The organism is Sodalis sp. RH15, assembly GCF_047324255.1.
GTDB classification, from domain to species: Bacteria; Pseudomonadota; Gammaproteobacteria; order Enterobacterales; family Enterobacteriaceae; genus Acerihabitans; species Acerihabitans ligni.
This window is the reverse complement of sequence record NZ_CP178738.1, coordinates 3,537,266-3,558,484: the sequence shown is the minus strand read 5'-3', so window position 1 is coordinate 3,558,484 and position 21,219 is coordinate 3,537,266. Positions and strand designations below refer to the sequence as shown.

Sequence of the window (21,219 nt, the reverse complement as noted above, 5' to 3'; positions counted from 1 at the left end):
CGTTTCTGTAAATAACCGACAATGACCAAGGCTTTACTTTACACTTCTAATTTAGATTGGTTGTAGCCGTTGTGCTTTTTTACATTAAGGGAAACTGACATCGTGAAAAGTAACACGTTTAAAATAGGGGCTATAGCCGCTGCGGTGGCGCTCTATGTGCCGACTGCCTTAGCCGGCACGTGGTCTTTGGGCGCTTCGGCGCTCTATTCTACCTCTCCGTATAAAGGGGAAGATGGAAAAATCTTTCCCTTTCCTCTTATCAATTACGACGGCGACAGCGTCTACCTGCAAGGGCTCAGCGCCGGTTATTACCTGTGGAAAGATCAACAAAATCAATTATCATTAGCCGTAGCCTATTCCCCCTTCCGTTTCAAGCCTGGCGATGACGATTACGGCTATATGAAACAGCTGGATAAACGCCGTTCCACCGCTATGGCCGGATTACGCTACCGATTCAACGCCAGTTGGGGAATTATCCGCACCGAATACCTCGGTGATATCCTTAATGAAAGCAATGGCTTTACCGCTGATTTAGCCTATCTTTACCCGTTTACCTTTGACAGGCTGACGCTCTTGCCGGGTATTGGAGCTGCCTGGGCCAGCGGCAAGCAAAACGATTATTACTTCGGCGTCAGCCCGCATGAGTCCCGGCGCAGCGGCTTAAACGAATACCAGGCCGATGACGGCTGGTCCCCTTACCTGGAAATGACTGCTGTCTACGCCTTGACTGATAGCTGGCGCGCCTCGCTGGTGGCCCGGTATGCGCGCTTGAATGGCGAAGTTAAAGATAGTCCGATGGTAAACGCCAATTCCACAACCACAGTGGGGGTCGGATTGACCTATCGCTTCTAATATAGTGCAGACCTTGCACCATTATAAAGCGTTTAAAGTTTATTGCATCAAAATAGTGCGATTACCGTGATTCATGAGAACAGGAGGGCCTATAACCATGAAACAGGTGATTTTTCCCGACGGATATTCCGTGCCCGCCATTGGCCAAGGCACGTGGTATATGGGGGAACGGTCCGGCAATATGGCGCAGGAAGCGCGCGCGATACAATTTGGTCTCGATCATGGACTGACATTAATTGATACCGCCGAGATGTATGCCGACGGCGGGGCGGAGAGAGTAGTGGCCCAAGCCATTCGCGGCAGGCGGGACGAGGTCTTTCTGGTGTCCAAGGTCTACCCGCAGAACGCCGGGGGGCAGAAAGCCGTCACCGCCTGTGAAAACAGCCTGCGCCGCCTGCAAACCGATGTTATCGATCTTTATTTATTGCACTGGCGAGGGAATATACCCCTGGCCGATACCATAACCGCCATGGAACATTTACAGCAGGCGGGAAAAATCAAACGATGGGGTGTCTCCAACCTGGATTTGTCGGATATGCGGGAACTGTGGTCGTTGCCTGGCGGAACCGCCTGCATGACCGATCAGGTTTTATACCACCTCGCTTCCCGGGGCATCGAATATGACCTGCTGCCCTGGTGTCAGCAAAAGTCACTGCCGGTAATGGCCTATTGCCCCCTGGCGCAGGCCGGGAAACTGCGTAACGGTCTAATGGATAGCCCGGCGGTATTGTCCGTTGCCCAGGAACTGGAGGTAACGGTTGCACAGGTATTGCTGGCATGGGTGATACGTCAACCCGGAGTGATTGCCATACCCAAAGCCGGCAGCGAGGCCCACGTTCAGGAAAATGCCGGGGCGCTGGGCATAGAATTAAGCCCCCGCCAGCTACAGGCGCTGGATGAAGCTTTTCCGGCGCCCAAGCGAAAAACACATCTCGATATCGTTTGATCCTCTGTCGCGCCAGCTCCTGCGCGCCGCGGGCGTCACCATCGACCTCAATCCGCCGCGCGGTCCCGCGCGGCGCTGACGCTTTGTTCCTGCCCTTTGATGAAATATTTAATTAACGGAAAATCAAACGCAACTTACAGCATTAAACGCTAAGGTAACAGGATAAGAACTGGGTGCCGAACAAGGATGAAAAACGGTGAGATATGCTTTCAATTTTGAACGGTCTGTCCTCTTACAGTCCCCGTACCGTCCAGCTTCCATCGGGTATTCCTTCTTGGGATACCGAAGCGTACGCAAGAGCGATGGCAAGGCGCTATCCAAAAGATGAAGTACTTGATCTGCAGGCGCGCAATCCCTCGGACCTGCGGCGTCAATTGGATCTCATTGCACGGGGAGAAGAGCGGATCATCGCTTCTCTCGCCCTCTATGATAAATTTTTTTTACCTGCGGAGCCGGTAATAGAAACCTGGGTGAAAGAGCCGTTAATGGAAATATACCGGCTCAGCCGGACGTTTCGGCGGCTTTTTAATCATTGGAAAGTTGTTCTGGAGAAGGGGGGCGCCCCCGAGCGCTGGCAATTATTGCTTCAAGAAGGCATTACGCCCTCATTTCAGGGCCGGCCAAAGGCGGAGTTCGTCTTTATGCGGGGCGGTAGCGGACGCCAGCAAACATGTTATCCGGTTAAAGGGCTCGATGTGTCCAATGCGCTGCAGATCCTGCTGTCTCAAATGGTCTGGGCGCTCCTGCAAAATTTCAACGCCAACGAGGTTGAGTGCTGGGCCGGCGCGGCGGAATATACTAACCTGATCATGCGGGAAACGGCATGGCCCTTCCCCTCTCTGATGCGTTATATGCCATTGCTGGTGGTCTCGCATTGTATCTCCCCCGCTGCCAGTGTTGAAACTCCGCCGGCGGTCACGTTCTCGACTAAATTGTATTCGAAGGATCATTTCGGTAAAAGGGACATCACAAACAAAGTCCTGCGTTGGAGCGCTCTAACGGGAAAGGGTGCTTTGCCACGGGGTGAAATGGCCCGCTTCGCCAAAGACGAGGGAGTGGCTTACCGGGAGCTGAGTCGGTACATCGGGGCAACCGGACGGCTGACGAATCGTGGCAACAGGCTGATGGCGCAGGCCGCCGCCCCAATGGATGAAAAACTGTTGGCGTCAAACGTACGTGCCTGGGCGGGTATGTCCGAAGAGCTGCGCTGGGCCTCCGGCGGACAGAAAGGGTATGTCAAAACACGAGGCCTGACCCTTTATCGCTGGCGGCATTATGTAGACAAAAACGGGAACCTGACAAAACGGGGACACCTATTGTTGGCGCGGGCGGCGGGGTAATTCAGCCATGAAGCGCAGCCTGGTTGCAATGATTATTTCCCACTGCAACCAGTGCCTTATTCAGATTGGCGACAGCGTGACGACAGATCCTGCACTACGCTTTCCAACGCCATGCCGTCCTGCCATTATGCCTTGCGCAGGCTGATCACCGTGGACAAACGGGCCGGGGCGGAGGCGGTGGCCGTCAGCGGGTCGTTAACGCGCGCGGTCTCGACGCAGACATAGGTTTTATAACCTTCATCGGTAATATCGCCTATTTGCTTCGCTAACGCGGCGCCGGGATTCCAGGCCACCACGTCGCTGTGATTGTGGTGGTGAATCACAATAATCCGTTTAAGCAGCGGATCGTGGATCTGGCTAACCGATTCAGGATGGGTATAAACCCGGTCCACTTCTTCCCCGCTGAACCCCAGCTCGCCTTTTTGCTGCGCGGTGATGCCGTCTTTGACTTTATCTATATAGCTATCGCCTAAGCCGCTGATTTTGACCTGGGTAATGTCGCCGATATTGAAATAGCTGTGCAGGGCAGTGGTGTTTTGGAAATCCCCCTGAGCTTCAAGTTCGACGCTACAGGTCTTGCCAAGGACATATTTTGCCGTCAGGGTAAAGGGTTTCGGCCAATACTGTTCGGTGGCGGTGCTGTCATGCAGCGTCAGGGTTAACGTGACCTGACCCTCGTCTTCGTGATGTTCGCTTAGCTGCCAGGGCAAAATACGCGCAAAGCCGTGATTCGGGCTGGCTACTTTGCCAAACCAGGGCCAGCAGATAGGAATGCCGCCGCGAATGGCCACGCCGTCTTTGAACGCACTGGCTTCGCTCAGCCATAAAACCGCTTCCTCGCCGGCGGGTTGCCAGGCGATAAGATGTGCGCCCTGTAACGTGACCGCCGCCCGAACCAGGGGATGATCGATAACGATGACCGGCAGTTGATCCAATTGGCGCAGGCTGACCGATGAAGAAAGCTGTTCTTTAACGGGTAACGCAAAAAGAGTGTCGTACATTTTCGGGCCCTATTGAAATGAGGAAACGGATCAAATAAAAAGGGCGACATCGCTGTCGCCCCCTACATATTTGCTATCGGCAATTATTTCTTGGCGATATGGGAAATCAGATCCAGCACTTTATTGGAGTAACCGGTTTCGTTATCGTACCAGGATATCAGTTTGACAAAGTTCTTGTTCAAAGCAATACCGGCTTTGGCATCAAATACGGAAGTCAGTTTTTCACCGTTGAAATCGGTAGAGACGACGTCATCGGTAGTATAGCCCAGGATGCCTTTCAGTTCGCCTTCGGACGCTTCTTTCATCGCGGCGCAGATTTCTTCATAAGTTGCGCTTTTTTCGATGCGAGCGGTCAAATCCACTACGGACACGTTCGGCGTCGGAACACGGAATGACATACCGGTCAGTTTACCGTTCAGCTCAGGGATAACTTTACCCACTGCTTTAGCCGCGCCGGTAGAGGACGGAATAATGTTCTGGGATGCGCCGCGGCCGCCGCGCCAGTCTTTGTGGGACGGGCCGTCAACGGTTTTCTGGGTAGCGGTGGTGGCATGGACCGTAGTCATCAGGGCTTCGACGATGCCGAATTTGTCGTTCAGCACTTTAGCCAGCGGGGCCAGGCAGTTGGTAGTACATGAGGCGTTGGAAACGATATCCTGGCCGTCATAGGACTTGTGGTTGACGCCCATGACGAACATCGGGGTATTGTCCTTGGAAGGACCAGTCAACACCACTTTCTTTGCGCCGGCGGTGATATGCTTGCGAGCGGTTTCGTCGGTGAGGAAGATACCGGTGGCTTCTGCGACTACGTCGACGCCGATTTCGCCCCATTTCAGGTTAGCCGGATCTTTCTCTGCGGTAACACGGATAGTTTTACCGTTAACAACCAGATGGCCATTCTGGACTTCCACGGTGCCGTTGAAACGGCCGTGGGTTGAATCATACTTCAGCATGTAAGCCATGTAGTCAGCATCTAACAGGTCGTTGATTCCGACGATTTCCACATCGTCACGTTCCTGCGCAGCACGGAAAACAATGCGGCCGATACGGCCAAAACCGTTGATACCTACTTTGATAGTCATATATTCCACCAGCTATTTGTTAGTGAATAAAAGGTTGCTTGTAAATTTACAAAAACCTCACGCAGCGTCAAGCGGAATCGTGTCAATAGTTGCTACAAATCAAACCCGACAATACCATTCGAACGTTAATCGTTCGTTCCGCTGCCTGCTCAGCTACGAATAATATGAGGTCGTTCGACCTCAATTAAAACTGCACCTGGCAGTTAAATGTGATGTTCATCACACTTACCGCTCACGTTGTTTCTCGTTCCCTAGTTTAAGCTAAAAATGTCTCCGATGTTGTTAATTATTTGTTATAATGAGCCGGTTTTGACCTGCTCTATTCCATTAACCGTCCGGGAATCGCACTTATGGCTAACGACGAATCGATACGACCGCCTACGGACTCATTGACCGAAATGCAGCGGTATGTCACGCAGCAGCGGGGCACCGAGCCGCCCTACAGCGGTAAATTACTGGAGAACAAGCGGACCGGGCAGTACCATTGCCTGGTGTGCAATGCGCCGCTGTTTTATTCTGCAAGCAAATATGACTCCGGCTGCGGCTGGCCGAGTTTTTATGAGCCGGTAAGCGATACCGCCATCCGCTATCTGGATGACGACTCCCACGGCATGCACCGGGTAGAGATCCGTTGCGGCGCCTGCGATGCCCATTTGGGACATGTTTTCCCTGACGGACCGCAGCCTACCGGTGCCCGCTTTTGCGTGAATTCCGCCTCCCTGCGTTTCAAAGACCAGGACAATGGCGAAGAGATCAGCGGCTGACACTCTGTCATGTTTATCGCTTTAACGATTCAGCTAATTATTCATGTTGCAGATATTCCCCTAAGGAGAAATTCATGGATGTCGACGCGCTAATGGCAACCCTGACCCCGGAAATCTACCAGAGGCTGTTGACGGCGGTGGAGTTGGGAAAATGGCCTGACGGCGTTCGCCTTACCGAAGAACAAAAAGAGCATTGCCTGCAAATAGTCATGCTTTGGCAGGCCAGAAACAATCACCGGCCGGAGCATATGAGCATCGGTACCGACGGCAGCATTGTAATGAAAAGCAAGCGGGAACTGCTGGCGGAATTCACCGGCGAGCCGCCGGAGATTTTTCGAGCCAAGCCGGATTAATGAGGCGCGGGCCTGCTTTTGTATCGGTTCAAGCCGGATAAACGCGGTTAGGGCATGCCTGCATAGATAGCGATTCGGCGCGGGCAGGGACGGGTATCGCGGCGATCCGGCACCGCAGATGTCTACCACCCGGCCTTCAGCATCCGGCGGTGAACTCTGCCAGGGTGATAAGTCCCGCTCCGAGGCGCTGCATCTCTTCCAATGCCCTGGCGCTGTCGCCGGGATGAAGGTCCACGCCCCTGCAGCCGTCTAAGATAACATCCACGGCGTAGCCCAGCGAGAGGGCGTCCAGCACGGTATAATTCACGCAATAATCCGTCGCCAGGCCCATGATGGAGAGGCTATGGATTCCTTGGGCCTGCAGATAGGCGTGTAGCTCGGTTTGGGCTCGATGACCGTTATCGTAAAAAGCGCTGTAGCTGTCGATGCCGGCCTGACGGCCTTTATAGATGCGGCGGCGGATGCCTTCTGCATCCAGTTCGGGATGCAACTGCGCCCCGGTGGTATCCTGTACGCAATGCACCGGCCACCATACCTGGGACAGACCATCCAGCAGCCCGATTTCACCCACCCGTCCGCCGGAGTTCACGGCAAAGCTGCCGTGATTTGAGGGATGCCAGTCCAGTGATGCCACGACCGGTATGTCTTCCCGGCGGCAGAACGCTATGGCTCGATTCGCCACCGCAATGACTTTATCGCCATCGGTAACCGCCAGAGCGCCGCCCGGGCAAAAGTCATTTTGCAAATCAATCAGCAGCAAAGCCTGTTTCATGCTGTTTCTCCGCTTATATCATCGCCGGTCAGCTCGCCGCGCAAATCCTGTTGCATGATGTGCCGTATCTCATCGGCCGGGAGCGATTGGCTGAGCAAATAGTGCAGTTTGGTCAGCGCCGCTTCAACCGTCATATCGAAGCCGCTGATAACGCCCGATCGCGCCAGAGCGTTGCCGGTGGCATAGCCGCCCATATTCACCCGGCCGGAGAAGCACTGGGTGAGATTCACCACGACGCTGCCGCGCGCTACCGCCTGCCGCAGCTCATCCAGCAACGCCGGATGCTGTGGCGCGTTGCCGACGCCATAGGATCGCAGAATCAATGCTTTTACCGGCTGTCGCAGGAAATTGCCCACCACATCGGCGGAAATGCCCGGATAGAGCGTCACCACACCCACCGGCTGGGGGGTGATGGGATGAAGAATCAGTTCGGCGCCGGGGCGGTGGGGCAGCGGCGGCGCCACGGGACGAATATGGATACCCGCTTCCAACAGCGGCGGCAGGTTGGGGGAGGCGAAGGCGTCAAAACCATCCGCATGGGCTTTGGTGGTACGGTTGCCGCGAAACAGCTTGTTGTTGAAAAACAGGCTGACCTCGTTTACCGGATAATGGGCCGCCAGGTATAGCGCGTTGAGCAAATTGGTCTGGCCGTCTGAGCGCAGCGCCTCCAGGGGGATCTGGGATCCGGTGACAATGACCGGCTTGGCCAGGTTTTCCAGCATAAACGACAGCGCCGAGGCGGTGAAGGCCATGGTGTCGGTGCCGTGCAGGATGACAAAACCGTCATAGTTCTCATAGTGTTCCGCCACGTCCTGGGCGATATGCTGCCAGTCGTTTGGCGTCATATCGGAGGAATCAATCAGCGGGGCGTATTCATGAACGGTAAAATCGGGCATTTCCGGGCGATAGAATTCCGGCATCAACGCCAACTGGCGCTGCAAATGGCCCGATACCGGTATATAGCCGTTATCAGAGCGCTGCATGCCGATGGTACCGCCGGTATAGGCGACATAAATGGATTTTTTTTGCATGGGGAAAGGCACGGCCTCTCACGGGGCGATATACCCGTCATCTTTCACCTTGCAGGTGCGTTGGCTTACCTGCAAGGTGAATTATTTAGTGTATAGCCTCAATTATACGGCCACGGAGCAATAACACCAGCCCCATGGCCTAGGGTGCCGGCGGCATTGACGGGCCGCCGGCGATGACCGCTTATTGAATGTCGCCGCAAGACAGGCAATAGGCATAACGGTTTTGCGGATCGTTCAGGTTGGTGAGCAAACCCGGCTGGGCGGAAAACAGTGCGGCTATCTGGCCGGACGGCGCGGGCAGCCAGGCCTGGATGGTCGCCGGGAGACGGGCGTAAATCGAAGCGCTGGTTTGCGATAACACCAAGTCAATAAGGCTGGGCTCTTCGATATACCAATTGAGGTGATATTGCTTCAATTTGGCCAATTCGGCGGCTTTCGCCACGGCATCGTCGAAATCCCCCAGTTGATCCACCAGTCCGTTGGTTTTGGCATCGCTACCGATCCAGACATGCCCTTGGGCGATTTTGTCCACCTCTTCCGGCGTCTTGTTGCGGGCTTTACCCACCAGGGTGATAAAGTTTTTATAACCGTTCTCGATGTTCAGCTGCATCATTTGTGAGAACTCCGGCGGAAGGGCTTTGGTAACTGACAAATCCGCCAACGGCGAGGTGGACACCCCGTCGGTATGCACGCCGATGCTGCCCAGCGTATCTTCGAAGGTATTGATGACGCCGAAAATACCAATGGAGCCGGTAAGCGTGCTGGGGGCGGCAATGATGTAATTGGCCGGGGTGGAAATCCAATACCCCCCCGAAGCGGCCATGCCGCCCATGGACACCACAACCGGCTTGCCGGATTCACGGGCCGCTTCCAGTTCCGAACGTATCAGTTCCGAGGCGCTGACGCTGCCGCCGGGGCTGTTGATGCGAAATACAATAGCCTTGATGTGTGGATCGAGCCGGGCATCGCGAATCTGACCGGCGGTGGTATCGCCGCCTACCGACCCGGGGGTTTCCGGTCCGTCGATAATGGCGCCGTCGGCAAAAATAACCGCGATCTGTTCGCCTTTTTCCGATGGCTTCTGCATCTGATAATCATACATGCTGACGGCATTTATGGCCTTTTTCTGCTTGTTCCATCCGAAGGTCTTGGTTAGCTCGGTTTCGATGGCATAACGGGACGCCACGGTATCCACCCATTTATTGTGCAGGGCAAACTGGGCGGTATCCCCGTCGACGGCTTTCAGATCCGCCAGCATCGCCGGCGCGCCGGGGAACAGCTGCTGTGGCGTAATCTGCCGGTTGGCGGCGACGGTATCGAGATAATGCGCCCATATCTGGCCCAGCCAACGGCTATCCGCATCTCGGGCCGCCGGCGACATGTCGTCGCGCAGGAAAGGTTCCACCGCTGATTTATAGGTGCCCACGCGGAAAATATGCGTGTTAACCTTTAATTTATCCAGCAGGCTTTTGTAGTAGAGATTATTGGTGGCCAGTCCGTGTAGATCCACCGCGCCCTGCGGCGTCAGATAGATTTTATTGGCGAAACTGGCCAAAAAGTATTGTGACTGATTGTAGCTGTCCCCCACGGCAAAAATGGGCTTGCCGCTGTCGCGGAACTCACGCAGCGCCTTGCCGATATATTGCAGCGAGGTGGGGTCCGCCCCGGCGAAATCCTTCAAGGAAAGCACCAGGCCGGTAATGTTCTGATCTTCTTTGGCCGCCCGCAGCAGATTCACCAGATCAAACAGGGAATTCTCTTGCAAACGGTTACTGGAAGCGCCTAATAGTTCACGGCCAATCTGGCGGAATTTATTGTTCATCGAGGGTTTTTCAACCACCACGCCGGTGAGATCCACCAGCAGCGCGCCTTTGCCCGGTTCCGGCGCGGATCGGTGCACCTGCAGGTAGATACCGACGCAGATGACGATGATAAAAATCAGAAAAAGGTTAAGGATAAATTCGCGGATAAAATTCAACAAACGCCAGGCCCAACGAAACGGGCTGGATATTATTCGCCACAATGTGCGCATGTGCTCTCCATAAAACAACCTAGTGCAGGATTCGTATTGTAAAATTTAACCATGGCGCCGGCGATCAACGCGTGAACGGGTCATTATTCGCTCATAATGGCGATATCGGTTCATTGTCAGGTATCCTAAAGATCCGCCCGCTAAATGTCAGCATGAAAAAAGATAAAAATTCGGTTTAAAAGCGTCATGCTGTTACCGTCGGCGGCCGTATGTTAACGTTATAAGCATGAATAACATCGGGAGTAAGTAATGGATGCATTAGAACTTTTGCTAAATCGCCGTTCCGCATCTCGGCTGGCTGAACCTGCCCCCGCAGGCACCGTACTGGATAATATCATCCGTGCCGGTATGCGTGCGCCGGATCATGGCACATTGCAGCCCTGGCGTTTTGTCATTATCGAAGGCGAAGGCCGCACGCGGCTGAGCGAACTGCTGTATCAGTCCGCCCTAGGCGCGAAAATGGATGAAAAGGGCGTCGAAAAAGCCAGGCAAGCGCCTTTCAGGGCCCCGCTGATTATAGCGGTTTTGGCCTGGTGCGATACCCAAACCAAGGTCCCCCGCTGGGAACAGGTGGTCTCCGCCGGCTGCGCGGTGCAAGCGATGCAGATGGCGGCATTAGCCCAGGGCTTCAACGGTATCTGGCGCACCGGCCTATGGGCGACCCAGCCGGATGTTAAAGCGGCTTTCGGCTGTCGCGAGCAGGATGAAATCGTCGGATTTCTTTATCTAGGCACGCCGCAGCTGAAGGCATCCACCACCATATTACCTCCTGAAACCGAGCCTTTTGTCCGTCATTTCTGACCCGGAGAGCGTAAAATTTTCAGTAACAATTTCTTTCCAGGGTGAGAAATGCAGCTTTTTATCGCTGAAAAACCAAGTTTGGCGCGGGCCATCGCCGACGTGCTGCCGCAGCCCCATCGCCGGGGCGACGGGTTCATCGCCTGCGGCCAGGATCATATGGTGACCTGGTGTATCGGACATTTGCTGGAACAGGCCCAGCCCGACGCCTATGACGGACGCTATGCCCGCTGGTCCCTGGCGGATTTGCCCATTGTGCCGGACAAATGGCAGCTACAGCCCCGTCCCTCGGTATTGAAACAGTTGAATGTGGTCAAACGGCTGCTGGCCGGGGCGTCGGAAGTCATTCATGCCGGCGACCCCGATCGCGAAGGGCAATTGCTGGTGGATGAGGTGCTGGATTATCTGGCGCTGGACGATGAAAAGCGCCGTAACGCCAAACGTTGCCTGGTGAACGATCTTAATCCGGCGGCGGTAAGCAAAGCGGTAAGCCGCCTGCGGGAAAACCGGGAATTTGTGCCGTTATGCGTATCGGCCCTGGCGCGCGCCAGGGCCGACTGGTTGTACGGTATCAATATGACCCGCGCCTATACTCTGCTGGGCCGCAACGCCGGCTACCAGGGAGTGCTGTCCGTCGGACGGGTACAAACGCCGGTACTGGGGCTGGTGGTCCGCCGCGATGAGGAAATCGAAAATTTTGTGCCGAAGACCTTTTTTGAAGTCAAAGCACATATTGTGACACCGTCACAGGAACGGTTCATCGCGCTCTGGGTGCCGAGTGAAGCCTGCGAATCCTATCAGGACGAGGAGGGGCGGCTGCTCCACCGGCCGCTGGCGGATCATGTGGTATCCCGCATTGCCGGACAACCGGCCGTCGTTACGCTCTTTGCGGATAAACGGGAGTCAGAAACGCCCCCGCTGCCGTTTTCCCTGTCTGTGTTGCAAATCGAAGCGGCAAAACGCCACGGCATGAGCGCACAGCAGGTATTGGATGTGTGCCAGCGGCTCTATGAAACCCACAAATTGATTACCTATCCCCGCTCCGATTGCCGCTATCTGCCGGAAGAGCATTTTTCCGGCCGGCAGGGGGTGCTGAACGCTATCAATGCGCATATGCCGGAGCTGATGGCCCAGGCGACATTGGATACGACGCAAAAAAACCGCTGTTGGGATGATAAAAAGGTGGATGCGCACCATGGCATCATCCCCACCGCGCGCAGTGGCAAAATCGCTCTGAGCGACGATGAGAAAAAAATCTACGCACTGGTCTGCCGTCAATACCTTATGCAGTTTTGCGCCGATGCGGTATTTCGGCGCTGTATCATTAACCTGGACATCGCCGGCGGCAAGTTTGTGGCTAAATCCCGTTTTCTGGCGGATGCCGGTTGGCGTACCCTGCTCGGGGCAAAAGAGCGCGATGAGGAGAACGACGGTACGCCGCTGCCGGTGGTGAAAAAAGGCGATGAATTGTTATGCGAGTCGGGAGAGGTGGTGTCTAGGGAAACGCAGCCGCCCAGGCCCTTCAATGACGCGACTTTATTGTCCGCTATGACCGGTATCGCCCGGTTCGTGCAGGATAAGGAATTGAAGAAAATCCTGCGGGCCACCGATGGGCTGGGTACCGAAGCCACCCGGGCCGGTATCATCGAATTATTGTTCAAGCGGGGATTTTTATATAAAAAGGGCCGTAACATCCTGTCCAGCGAAAGCGGCCGCGGCCTGATTCATGCCTTGCCGGAGAGCGCGGCCAGTCCGGATATGACTGCGCAATGGGAGTCGACCTTAACCAAGATCAGTGAGAAACAGTGCCGCTATCAGGATTTTATGGTGCCGCTGACAGAGACGCTGCGCGGATTGATCCATCAGGTGCGGCAACAGCCGCCGCCCCCGTCGCTGCGCGGGTTACCGGCGACCTCGCCGGCCGGCAAGGACGCCAAGCCCAGGCGGCGGACGCGAAAATCCGGTAAGGGAGCAGCGGAGTAAGTGAAGTATCGGCCTTTGCCAAGGCATATGAGTCATCGTCCATGGGGTCAATTCAGTGAAATTCACTGTGACAGTGTAACGTCAATATGCTGGGAAATCCCTACAGACCCGGCTTATCCCGCCGGTCATCACGCCTGGCCGGCAAAATCCTGCCCTCGTGCTCAATTATCGCGGCCACCACGTTCAGCACCCGCTGATTGGGTCCTGTCACAGGGCAAAATCCACCCAGACAGGCGCATGATCCGAGGGTTTTTCCATGGCGCGTATATCGTAATCAATGCCGGTGGCGAGGCAGGTTTGCGCCAGCGGTATCGAAGCCAGCAGCAGGTCGATGCGCAGACCGCGATTTTCATCAAAACCACGGGAGCGATAGTCGAACCAGGAGAAGCGATCGCGACAGTCCGGGTTGCGGCTGCGGAAGGTATCCACCATGCCCCAATCCAGCAGCCGCGCCATCCACTCCCGCTCTTCCGGCAGGAAAGAGCATTTGCCGGTGCGCAGCCAGCGCTTGCGGCTCTCTTCGCCGATGCCGATATCCAGGTCGGTGGGGCTGATGTTCATATCCCCCATCACCAGGAGCAGTGAATCCCCATGGTGATTCTGCTGGATATAGTCCTGCAAATCCTGGTAAAAACGGGCTTTGGCGGGGAATTTGACCGGATGATCGCGGCTTTCCCCTTGTGGAAAGTAGCCGTTCACCACGGTGAGTATGCCTTTTTCGGTCACGAAGTCGGCCATGATAATGCGCCGCTGCGCGTCGGCATCATCACCGGCAAAACCTCGGCGAATGGCCAGCGGCTGCTCCCGGCATAACAGTGCCACGCCATAATGGCCTTTTTGTCCATGGTAGAACACGTGATAGCCATGTTGCGCCACCTCTTCCAGAGGAAACATATCGTCATGGACCTTGGTTTCCTGCAGGCCGATCACATCAGGCCGATGCTGCTCAATGATCGCGCTTAACTGATGGGGTCTGGCACGCAGTCCATTGATATTAAAGGAGACAAACTTCATTTTTTGCGCCATATCGGGGGATTTCAATGATGGTAGCAGAAAAGCGGCGCCATTCAAACGGCCGGCGCGGACGCGACGTTGTCTCGCGTTGCTCGACTCGAACCTTGGTCGAAGGTTCTCATCCATCCCCCAATGGGGAATATGGCGTGTTCGGAGTAGACGGGTTTATCGGACACATTCTTTAGATGGTGGTGGGGGAAGGATTACTCGTCACTTCGTTCCTCGCCCTTCGGGCCGTCGCGCGAGCGCGACGTTGTCTCGCGTTGCTCGACTCGAACCTTGGTCGAAGGTTCTCATCCGTCCCCCAATGGGGAATATGCTGTGTACGGAGTAGACGGGTTTGTTGGAGATATTCTTTAGATGGTGGTGGGGGAAGGATTCGAACCTTCGAAGTCAGTGACGGCAGATTTACAGTCTGCTCCCTTTGGCCGCTCGGGAACCCCACCAGGCCTTGAAACAAATAACGCATCAAGCGGGGCGCATCATATCAAATGAAACGCCGCTGTAAAGAAAAAATAACCGGGAAATTATTCACTTGCCGATTTTTTCGACACGAACCGGAGAAATTCCCTGTTAAGCTGCTTTTTTGACGGCAAACCGGCCGTAAAGGCGGCGGCCGGGCCGTCAATTCATTTAAAAAATAATGGTCCGATTGCCGTAGACAAAGACCCTTTGCGCCAATACGCGGTATAACGCGCGGCTCAAGACATTTTTTTCCACATCCCGCCCGGCGCGCATCATATCTTCCGCGGTGTAGGTATGATCGACATTGATCACGTCCTGGCAGATAATCGGGCCTTCGTCGAGATTATCATTCACGTAATGGGCCGTGGCGCCGATGATTTTAACGCCCCGCTCATAAGCCTGCTGATAGGGGCGTGCGCCGATAAAAGCCGGTAAGAATGAATGGTGGATATTGATTACCCGATTAGGGTAATGACGCACGAAATGCGGTGTCAGAACACGCATGTATTTTGCCAGCACGACATAATCCGGCGCGTAGGCGTCGATTTGCGCCATCATGCGCGCGTCATGCTCTTCGCGGTTAAAACCGTCGTGGCTCACCAGATGGAACGGAATATCGAAACGTTCAACCAGCGTGCGCAGGGTATCGTGATTGCCGATAACCGCGGCGATGTCCATGTCCAGTCCGCCGTAGGCGCTTTTCATCAGCAAATCACCCAGGCAATGCGCTTCCTTGGTGACCAGAACGACTATCCTGCGACGTCCGGCGGGATTGAGTTCCCGTATTGTGCCTTCCGGCAAGACCCGGTCCAAATCGTTCAGCAAGCGCTCATCGTCAAACCGGCCTTCCAATTCGGTGCGCATGAAAAAGCGTTCGCTGCGATGATCAACGTACTCGTCGTTTTGCACGATATTCAATTGATGATTAAAGCAAATGCTGGTGATTTGAGCTATCAGGCCCTTGGCATCCGGGCAAATGGTACGTAATATTTTTCTCTGGATTATTTGCGACTGCATTGACGTGCCAATCCTATACAAACTCATGGAATCCGTTTTAACAAGCGGTCGGATAAAATCCCACCGGGTTATTGCCCGCAACACTTTTTGTATTTTTTACCCGAGCCGCAAGGGCAAGGGGCATTCCTCAGGGGCTGCTGATGTATGCCGTCAATATAATACCAGCGTTCGTTCAATTGAACAAAGCGTGACCGTTCATGAATAAAACCGGGCCGCCGGTTGTGCCGGTCATAAAAAAGGGCGATAAATTCCACATAGGATTCATGGCCGTTTTTACCGGCACGTTCATCTTTAATGGTTAATCCCTTCCACTCTGTGAGGGGAAAATTCGCCGCGATATCGTCTCGCCATTGTTCAGCGCGGCAATCGGGATGCCAGGTTGAGATTAAATAATCAAGATTGTGTAATACATAAGCGGTATAACGGGAGCGCATTAACTGCACCGGCTTAAGCGGAAAGCGGTAACCGTTGATGAACGGCTTGCAGCATTCATCGAAAAGTAAACCGCTGCCGCAGTGACATAAATCTTCCACAAAACTCCCTGGTGATAACGATAGAAATCAGAGGATAATAGACTTTACCCTATGCTTGTATCCCAGTCATCGGCCATCCCGTGCCAACGAGCGTAAATGTTGATTTTGATCATTGCAAAATACGATGCCGTTGTTTTTCCAAACTCCAACTATTTCAAAGGAATGGTAGATTGTCCTTGTCAATGGGGGCGGGAACGGACATCATTTTGCCCGGATAAGATGCATTTTTACCTAATGGCTACTACGCTCCTTACTTAGGCAAGAACGTTTTTTTGCTAAGGTTAGGGTTATCCGACCGGTTGAGAGTAAGGGGTATCAGGACAAAAAAGGACCCTGTGTACGGTTGACAAGTGATTGATTGAATAATGAGTGACAGACTAATCAGCCCCTGACATTTCTTATAAGTAAAAGTGGTGAGACTGAGCCACTATTAAGCTGATTGAAATAAGGGGTCTTTGATGGTAAAGCCATTACAAAACAAACAAATATTAGTGATTGAGGACGAGGCGGTATTCAGATCCGTGCTGGCTCAATTTCTGCAATCGATGGGTGCCGAAGTCCATGAAGCGTCTCATGGCAGGGAAGCGTTGGATATGCTGCCCTCCACGCGTCCCGATCTGGTGATTTGCGACCTGGAAATGCCTGAAATGAACGGGCTGACTTTTGTAGAGCGTTTTCGTGCGTTTGATGCCGCCACTCCGGTGCTGGTGGTATCCGGTACCGATCAGATGACCGATATTGCCAAGGTACTGCGCCTGGGCGTGCAAGACGTTTTGCTCAAGCCCCTTGACGATTTTGGCCGCTTACGGGAAACCGTGCTTGGCTGTCTTTATCCCGACATGTTTACTTCGCAAGTGGATGAAGAAGAACAATTATTCCAGGATTGGGATGCACTGAGCCAACATCCCGGCGCCGCCGCCAAACTACTGAAACAGCTACAGCCGCCGGTACAGCAGAATATTGCCCGTTGCCGGGTTAATTATCGCCAGTTGACCATGGCTGAACAGCCGGGGCTGGTACTGGATATCGCCGCATTGTCCGAGCACGATTTAGCCTTTTATTGCCTGGATGTCACCCGGGCGGAAGAAAAAGGCGTATTGGCGGCCCTACTGCTCCGGGCCTTGTTTAACGGATTGTTGCAGGCGCATATTGCCAACCGTTCGCACCGGTTGCCGGAGCTCTCCACCTTGCTAAGACAGGTAAATCAGCTGTTGCGCAAGGCCAATCTGGACGGACAGTTCCCATTGCTGGTGGGGTATTATCACCGCGGACTCAATAAGTTGATTTTAGTGTCGGCTGGCCTGAACGCTACGCTTACCGCCAATGATCATCAAATCGAACTCAATAGCGGCGTCCCTCTGGGCACAATGAACAATGCCTATCTCAACCAGGTGAGTGAACATTGCACCGAATGGCAATGCCAGGTCTGGGGCGCCGGGGGACGTTTAAGGTTAATGTTATCTACCGATTAAATTCCGGCGGCTGAATGCTGATGCCGGTAATGGGGCTAAGTTCTATCCAATCTATTCTTTTTTCAATATCTTATAAAAATGGGTAATTGTCCTAATTTTTTGTCATATGCCGCCTTACGCCGCCCGCCAACAGTCTAAACTGGTATACTTATCGGGTTTAAAATTAGATAAATGAAATTTTATTATCTTGGCGAAATGAGAGAGGTGGTTGATGTCTGCTATTAATACAAATTTCAAAGTAACAAAAGCGGTAATCCCGGTGGCGGGATTAGGAACACGAATGCTGCCTGCGACCAAAGCCATCCCGAAAGAGATGTTACCGCTGGTTGATAAGCCACTGATTCAATATGTAGTGAATGAGTGTATCGCTGCGGGCATTAATGAAATCATCCTCGTGACCCATTCATCCAAGAATTCCATTGAGAACCATTTCGATACCAGCTTTGAACTTGAAGCGATGCTTGAAAAACGTGTTAAACGGCAATTATTGGCTGAAATCCAGGCGATTTGTCCGCCCCATGTGACTATCATGCAAGTTCGGCAAGGTTTGGCCAAAGGCCTGGGCCATGCGGTTTTATGCGCGCATCCGTTAGTGGGCGACGAACCGGTGGCGGTAATTTTGCCGGATGTGATTATCGACGAATTTGAATCCAATCTGAAAACTGACAATTTAAGCGAAATGCTGTCCCGCTTCGAAGAAACAGGACGCAGCCAGATTATGGTTGAGCCGGTTGTCGATGTGACCAATTACGGCGTAGTGGACTGCCAGGGCAAAGAACTGAAACCGGGTGAAAGCGCGCCTATGGTTAATGTGGTTGAAAAACCTACCGCCGATGAAGCTCCGTCCAATTTAGCCGTAGTGGGTCGTTATGTCTTGTCCGCCGATATTTGGACCCTGTTGGAAAAAACGCCTCCGGGAGCGGGCAATGAAATTCAGCTCACTGACGCCATCGCTTTGCTGATGGAAAAAGAAACCGTTGAAGCTTACCACCTTAAAGGCATTAGCCATGATTGCGGTAATAAATTGGGCTATATGGAAGCTTTCGTTGAATATGGTATCCGTCATGAAACTCTCGGAAAAGAATTTTCACAATGGCTCAAAGAAACCATTGTAGATTAATACACTTAAAAATTTTCAGGGTTAAATTTCAACCAGGATATTCAACATGAAAGTGACTGTTTTTGGTATCGGCTATGTTGGTTTGGTGCAAGCGGCTGTTTTGGCGGAAGTCGGTCATGATGTTCTTTGTGTGGATGTCGACGAACAAAAAGTGGAAAACCTGAAAAAAGGGAATATCCCGATTTTTGAGCCTGGTTTGACACCTTTGGTGCAGCAGAATTATGAGTCCGGTCGACTGAAGTTCACCACTGATGCCGAAGCCGGCGTCAGGCACGGCGTAATGCAGTTTATCGCGGTGGGCACTCCCCCCGACGAAGACGGTTCGGCGGATCTGAAATATGTCACGGCGGTGGCGCGGACGATTGCCCAATATATGGACGATCATAAAGTCGTGCTGGATAAATCCACCGTGCCGGTGGGGACCGCAGATAAAGTTCGCGCCGTTATGCAAGAGACCCTGCATGCCCGCAAGAGCACGCTGACATTCGATGTTGTATCAAACCCTGAATTCCTGAAAGAGGGCGCCGCGGTCGCCGACTGCATGCGTCCGGAACGTATTGTCGTGGGTACCGACAATGAACAGGTGGTGGAGCTGCTGCGGGAACTGTACGAACCCTTTAACCGCAATCACGACCGGATGATTTTGATGGATATCCGCAGCGCCGAGCTCACCAAATACGCGGCTAACTGCATGCTGGCCACTAAAATCAGCTTTATGAACGAAATTTCCAATCTGGCTGAATTGCTTGGGGCGGATATTGAGAAAGTGCGGCAGGGCATCGGTTCCGATTCCCGTATCGGCTATCACTTTATTTATCCTGGCTGTGGTTATGGCGGCTCCTGTTTCCCCAAAGATGTGCAAGCGCTGATTCGGACTTCCCAGCAAATTGGTTATCAACCGAAATTATTGCAGGCTGTGGAAGATGTAAATTATCAGCAAAAGAGCAAACTGCCGCAGTTCATCAAGCGTCATTTCGGTGAAAATTTGCAGGGTAAGACGTTTGCCTTGTGGGGACTCTCCTTTAAACCCAATACCGATGATATGCGTGAGGCTTCCAGCCGGGTTTTAATGGAAACATTATGGCAGGCCGGCGCGCAAGTGCAGGCATTCGATCCGGAAGCGATGAATGAAACCCAGCGTATTTACGGGCATCGCGGTGATTTAAAATTAATGGGTACCAAAGAATCCGCGTTGCAGGGGGCTGATGCCTTGGTTATCTGTACCGAGTGGCAGAATTTCCGTGCGCCGGATTTCGATATGATCAAGTCCATGTTAACTCAGCCGGTGATTTTTGACGGCCGTAACCTATATGATCCCGAACGTTTGGCTCATCGGGGCATTGTTTATTACGGCATAGGCCGGGGAGCTTCGCTGACTTCCTACAAGTAGAGGTTACATGAAATTTCTGGTAACCGGTGCCGCGGGCTTTATTGGTTTCCATGTCAGCGAGCGTCTGCTCGCTGACGGCCATCAGGTCATTGGTATCGATAATCTTAATAATTATTATGACGTGCGCCTCAAGCAATCTCGTCTTGAGAGATTAAAAGATAAGCAATCCTTTAGTTTTTTTAAACTGGATTTAGCCGATCGGCAGGGGATGGCCGAGCTTTTTGATCAACAGTGGTTTCAACGAGTGATTCATCTGGGCGCTCAGGCGGGAGTCCGTTATTCTTTGGAGAACCCCCTTGCTTACGCGGATTCCAATCTTATCGGCCATTTGAATATCCTGGAAGGGTGTCGTCATACCCAGGTAGGGCATTTACTTTATGCCTCGTCAAGCTCAGTTTATGGCCTGAATCGTAAAATACCATTTTCAACCGACGATTCCGTGGATCATCCGGTGTCGTTATATGCGGCTACGAAAAAGTCTAATGAATTAATGTCACACACTTATTCACATTTGTATCAGCTTCCCACCACTGGATTGCGGTTTTTTACCGTCTATGGTCCATGGGGACGACCTGATATGGCATTATTCAAATTTACCGAGGCAATGCTCGCCGGACATAGCATTGATGTCTATAACCATGGTGAAATGCGCCGCGATTTTACTTATATAGACGATATCGTCGAAGCCATAATTCGTTTACAAAATCTTCCACCGGTAGCGGATACGTCTTGGACGGTTGAGCAGGGATCCCCCGCCACAAGTTCCGCACCCTATCGTGTATATAATATCGGCAATAGCCAGCCGGTTAAATTGATGGAATACATACAGGCGCTGGAAAAAGCGCTGGGCATTACGGCAGTGAAAAATTTAATGCCGATGCAACCAGGTGATGTGCTGGAAACCAGCGCCGATACCGAGGCTTTGTATAACGCTATCGGTTTTAAACCACAAACCGGGATAGACGAGGGAATAGGGCGCTTTGTCCAATGGTATCGGAATTATTACCACCAATAACTAATTGTGACAATGTGAGCCATACAGACGTTAAAAGCGGCCAGAAGGCCGCTTTTAACGTCTGAGGGAACGGCATTACCGCATAGACATCGGCAAAAGGAATCATTGTCCTGCTCACAAATTATACGCTTATTGATTTTTTACGCGCTAATGCACAGGGACGAAACCATTACTGCCACAGAGGAAAGAGTGCAGACATGCCGTTGGCGGAAATTCATCGGATGGTTAAAATTCATCCG

At 53.0% G+C, this 21,219-nt stretch carries 19 protein-coding genes, 1 tRNA gene and 2 other RNA genes; 11 read left to right on the top strand and 11 right to left on the bottom strand.

Going from position 1 to position 21,219, the window contains the following annotated elements; genetic code table 11:
• The first annotated feature begins 102 nt into the window (after positions 1 to 102).
• The 3 genes from ACL2XO_RS16230 (at position 103) to ACL2XO_RS16220 (ending at position 3,138) form a co-directional block, all read left to right on the top strand.
• Positions 103 to 852 (top strand): MipA/OmpV family protein, encoded by a 750-nt coding sequence (locus ACL2XO_RS16230; protein ID WP_132921359.1) that lies wholly within the window; start codon positions 103 to 105, stop codon positions 850 to 852.
• A gap of 97 nt (positions 853 to 949) precedes the next feature.
• Positions 950 to 1,798 carry an aldo/keto reductase gene (locus tag ACL2XO_RS16225; RefSeq protein ID WP_132921360.1) on the top strand — a complete coding sequence of 283 codons (849 nt, stop codon included), beginning with the start codon at positions 950 to 952 and terminating at the stop codon, positions 1,796 to 1,798.
• 203 nt (positions 1,799 to 2,001) lie between these two features.
• Positions 2,002 to 3,138 carry a DUF4765 family protein gene (locus tag ACL2XO_RS16220; protein WP_413741043.1) on the top strand — a complete coding sequence of 379 codons (1,137 nt, stop codon included), beginning with the start codon at positions 2,002 to 2,004 and terminating at the stop codon, positions 3,136 to 3,138.
• Between the two features lie 125 nt (positions 3,139 to 3,263).
• On the opposite strand, the gene ACL2XO_RS16215 is transcribed toward ACL2XO_RS16220, so the two are convergent.
• Together ACL2XO_RS16215 and gapA are read right to left on the bottom strand one after the other, a co-directional pair.
• A complete protein-coding gene (locus ACL2XO_RS16215; protein WP_413741042.1) occupies positions 3,264 to 4,139 on the bottom strand; it encodes a D-hexose-6-phosphate mutarotase in 876 nt (291 codons plus the stop codon).
• A gap of 83 nt (positions 4,140 to 4,222) precedes the next feature.
• On the bottom strand, positions 4,223 to 5,221 hold the full coding sequence (gene gapA, locus ACL2XO_RS16210) for a glyceraldehyde-3-phosphate dehydrogenase (protein ID WP_165934099.1): 999 nt from the start codon (positions 5,219 to 5,221) through the stop codon (positions 4,223 to 4,225).
• A gap of 350 nt (positions 5,222 to 5,571) precedes the next feature.
• Between gapA and msrB the strand changes: the two genes are divergently transcribed.
• Together msrB and ACL2XO_RS16200 are read left to right on the top strand one after the other, a co-directional pair.
• A complete protein-coding gene (gene msrB, locus ACL2XO_RS16205; RefSeq protein ID WP_203521251.1) occupies positions 5,572 to 5,985 on the top strand; it encodes a peptide-methionine (R)-S-oxide reductase MsrB in 414 nt (137 codons plus the stop codon).
• Between the two features lie 74 nt (positions 5,986 to 6,059).
• A complete protein-coding gene (locus ACL2XO_RS16200; protein WP_132921365.1) occupies positions 6,060 to 6,338 on the top strand; it encodes a YeaC family protein in 279 nt (92 codons plus the stop codon).
• Positions 6,339 to 6,474: 136 nt separating this feature from the next.
• Here the strand turns inward: ACL2XO_RS16200 and pncA are convergent, their stop codons facing one another.
• From pncA to sppA, 3 genes are all read right to left on the bottom strand, one after another.
• The gene (gene pncA, locus ACL2XO_RS16195; protein ID WP_413724585.1) at positions 6,475 to 7,110 is read right to left on the bottom strand and encodes a bifunctional nicotinamidase/pyrazinamidase; all 636 of its coding nucleotides are present in this window, start codon (positions 7,108 to 7,110) and stop codon (positions 6,475 to 6,477) included.
• Entirely contained in the window at positions 7,107 to 8,141 is a 1,035-nt protein-coding gene (gene ansA, locus ACL2XO_RS16190; protein WP_203521254.1) for an asparaginase, read from the bottom strand. The genes pncA and ansA overlap by 4 nt, the downstream gene beginning before the upstream one ends.
• A gap of 181 nt (positions 8,142 to 8,322) precedes the next feature.
• Positions 8,323 to 10,173, bottom strand: a complete 1,851-nt coding sequence (sppA, locus tag ACL2XO_RS16185; RefSeq protein ID WP_413724584.1) for a signal peptide peptidase SppA — start codon at positions 10,171 to 10,173, stop codon at positions 8,323 to 8,325.
• Between the two features lie 249 nt (positions 10,174 to 10,422).
• Between sppA and ACL2XO_RS16180 the strand changes: the two genes are divergently transcribed.
• Positions 10,423 to 10,974, top strand: coding sequence for an NAD(P)H nitroreductase (locus ACL2XO_RS16180; RefSeq protein WP_132921368.1), 552 nt, complete (start codon positions 10,423 to 10,425; stop codon positions 10,972 to 10,974).
• 48 nt (positions 10,975 to 11,022) lie between these two features.
• Positions 11,023 to 12,954, top strand: a complete 1,932-nt coding sequence (locus ACL2XO_RS16175; protein WP_413741041.1) for a DNA topoisomerase III — start codon at positions 11,023 to 11,025, stop codon at positions 12,952 to 12,954.
• A gap of 207 nt (positions 12,955 to 13,161) precedes the next feature.
• Here the strand turns inward: ACL2XO_RS16175 and xthA are convergent, their stop codons facing one another.
• From xthA to ACL2XO_RS16145, 6 genes are all read right to left on the bottom strand, one after another.
• Positions 13,162 to 13,968 carry an exodeoxyribonuclease III gene (gene xthA / locus ACL2XO_RS16170; protein WP_413741040.1) on the bottom strand — a complete coding sequence of 269 codons (807 nt, stop codon included), beginning with the start codon at positions 13,966 to 13,968 and terminating at the stop codon, positions 13,162 to 13,164.
• 27 nt (positions 13,969 to 13,995) lie between these two features.
• Positions 13,996 to 14,111, bottom strand: a non-coding RNA gene (locus ACL2XO_RS16165) — RtT sRNA.
• A 43-nt stretch (positions 14,112 to 14,154) separates the two neighbouring features.
• Positions 14,155 to 14,286: non-coding RNA, RtT sRNA (locus tag ACL2XO_RS16160), on the bottom strand.
• A gap of 43 nt (positions 14,287 to 14,329) precedes the next feature.
• Positions 14,330 to 14,414 (bottom strand) — tRNA-Tyr (locus ACL2XO_RS16155).
• A gap of 187 nt (positions 14,415 to 14,601) precedes the next feature.
• On the bottom strand, positions 14,602 to 15,450 hold the full coding sequence (purU, locus tag ACL2XO_RS16150; protein ID WP_132921371.1) for a formyltetrahydrofolate deformylase: 849 nt from the start codon (positions 15,448 to 15,450) through the stop codon (positions 14,602 to 14,604).
• 68 nt (positions 15,451 to 15,518) lie between these two features.
• Positions 15,519 to 15,983 carry a YchJ family protein gene (locus ACL2XO_RS16145; RefSeq protein ID WP_413724581.1) on the bottom strand — a complete coding sequence of 155 codons (465 nt, stop codon included), beginning with the start codon at positions 15,981 to 15,983 and terminating at the stop codon, positions 15,519 to 15,521.
• A gap of 458 nt (positions 15,984 to 16,441) precedes the next feature.
• On the opposite strand from ACL2XO_RS16145, the gene rssB reads away from it, so the two are divergent.
• The 4 genes from rssB to ACL2XO_RS16125 all read left to right on the top strand — a co-directional run bounded on the left by rssB (position 16,442) and on the right by ACL2XO_RS16125 (position 20,980).
• Positions 16,442 to 17,455: a two-component system response regulator RssB gene (gene rssB, locus ACL2XO_RS16140; RefSeq protein ID WP_132921373.1), complete on the top strand. Its 1,014-nt coding sequence runs from the start codon at positions 16,442 to 16,444 to the stop codon at positions 17,453 to 17,455.
• A gap of 211 nt (positions 17,456 to 17,666) precedes the next feature.
• A complete protein-coding gene (galU, locus tag ACL2XO_RS16135) occupies positions 17,667 to 18,575 on the top strand; it encodes a UTP--glucose-1-phosphate uridylyltransferase GalU (RefSeq protein ID WP_132921374.1) in 909 nt (302 codons plus the stop codon).
• A 46-nt stretch (positions 18,576 to 18,621) separates the two neighbouring features.
• Positions 18,622 to 19,965, top strand: coding sequence for a UDP-glucose dehydrogenase family protein (locus ACL2XO_RS16130; RefSeq protein ID WP_132921375.1), 1,344 nt, complete (start codon positions 18,622 to 18,624; stop codon positions 19,963 to 19,965).
• A 7-nt stretch (positions 19,966 to 19,972) separates the two neighbouring features.
• Positions 19,973 to 20,980, top strand: a complete 1,008-nt coding sequence (locus tag ACL2XO_RS16125) for an NAD-dependent epimerase (protein ID WP_413741039.1) — start codon at positions 19,973 to 19,975, stop codon at positions 20,978 to 20,980.
• The last annotated feature ends 239 nt before the right edge of the window (positions 20,981 to 21,219 follow it).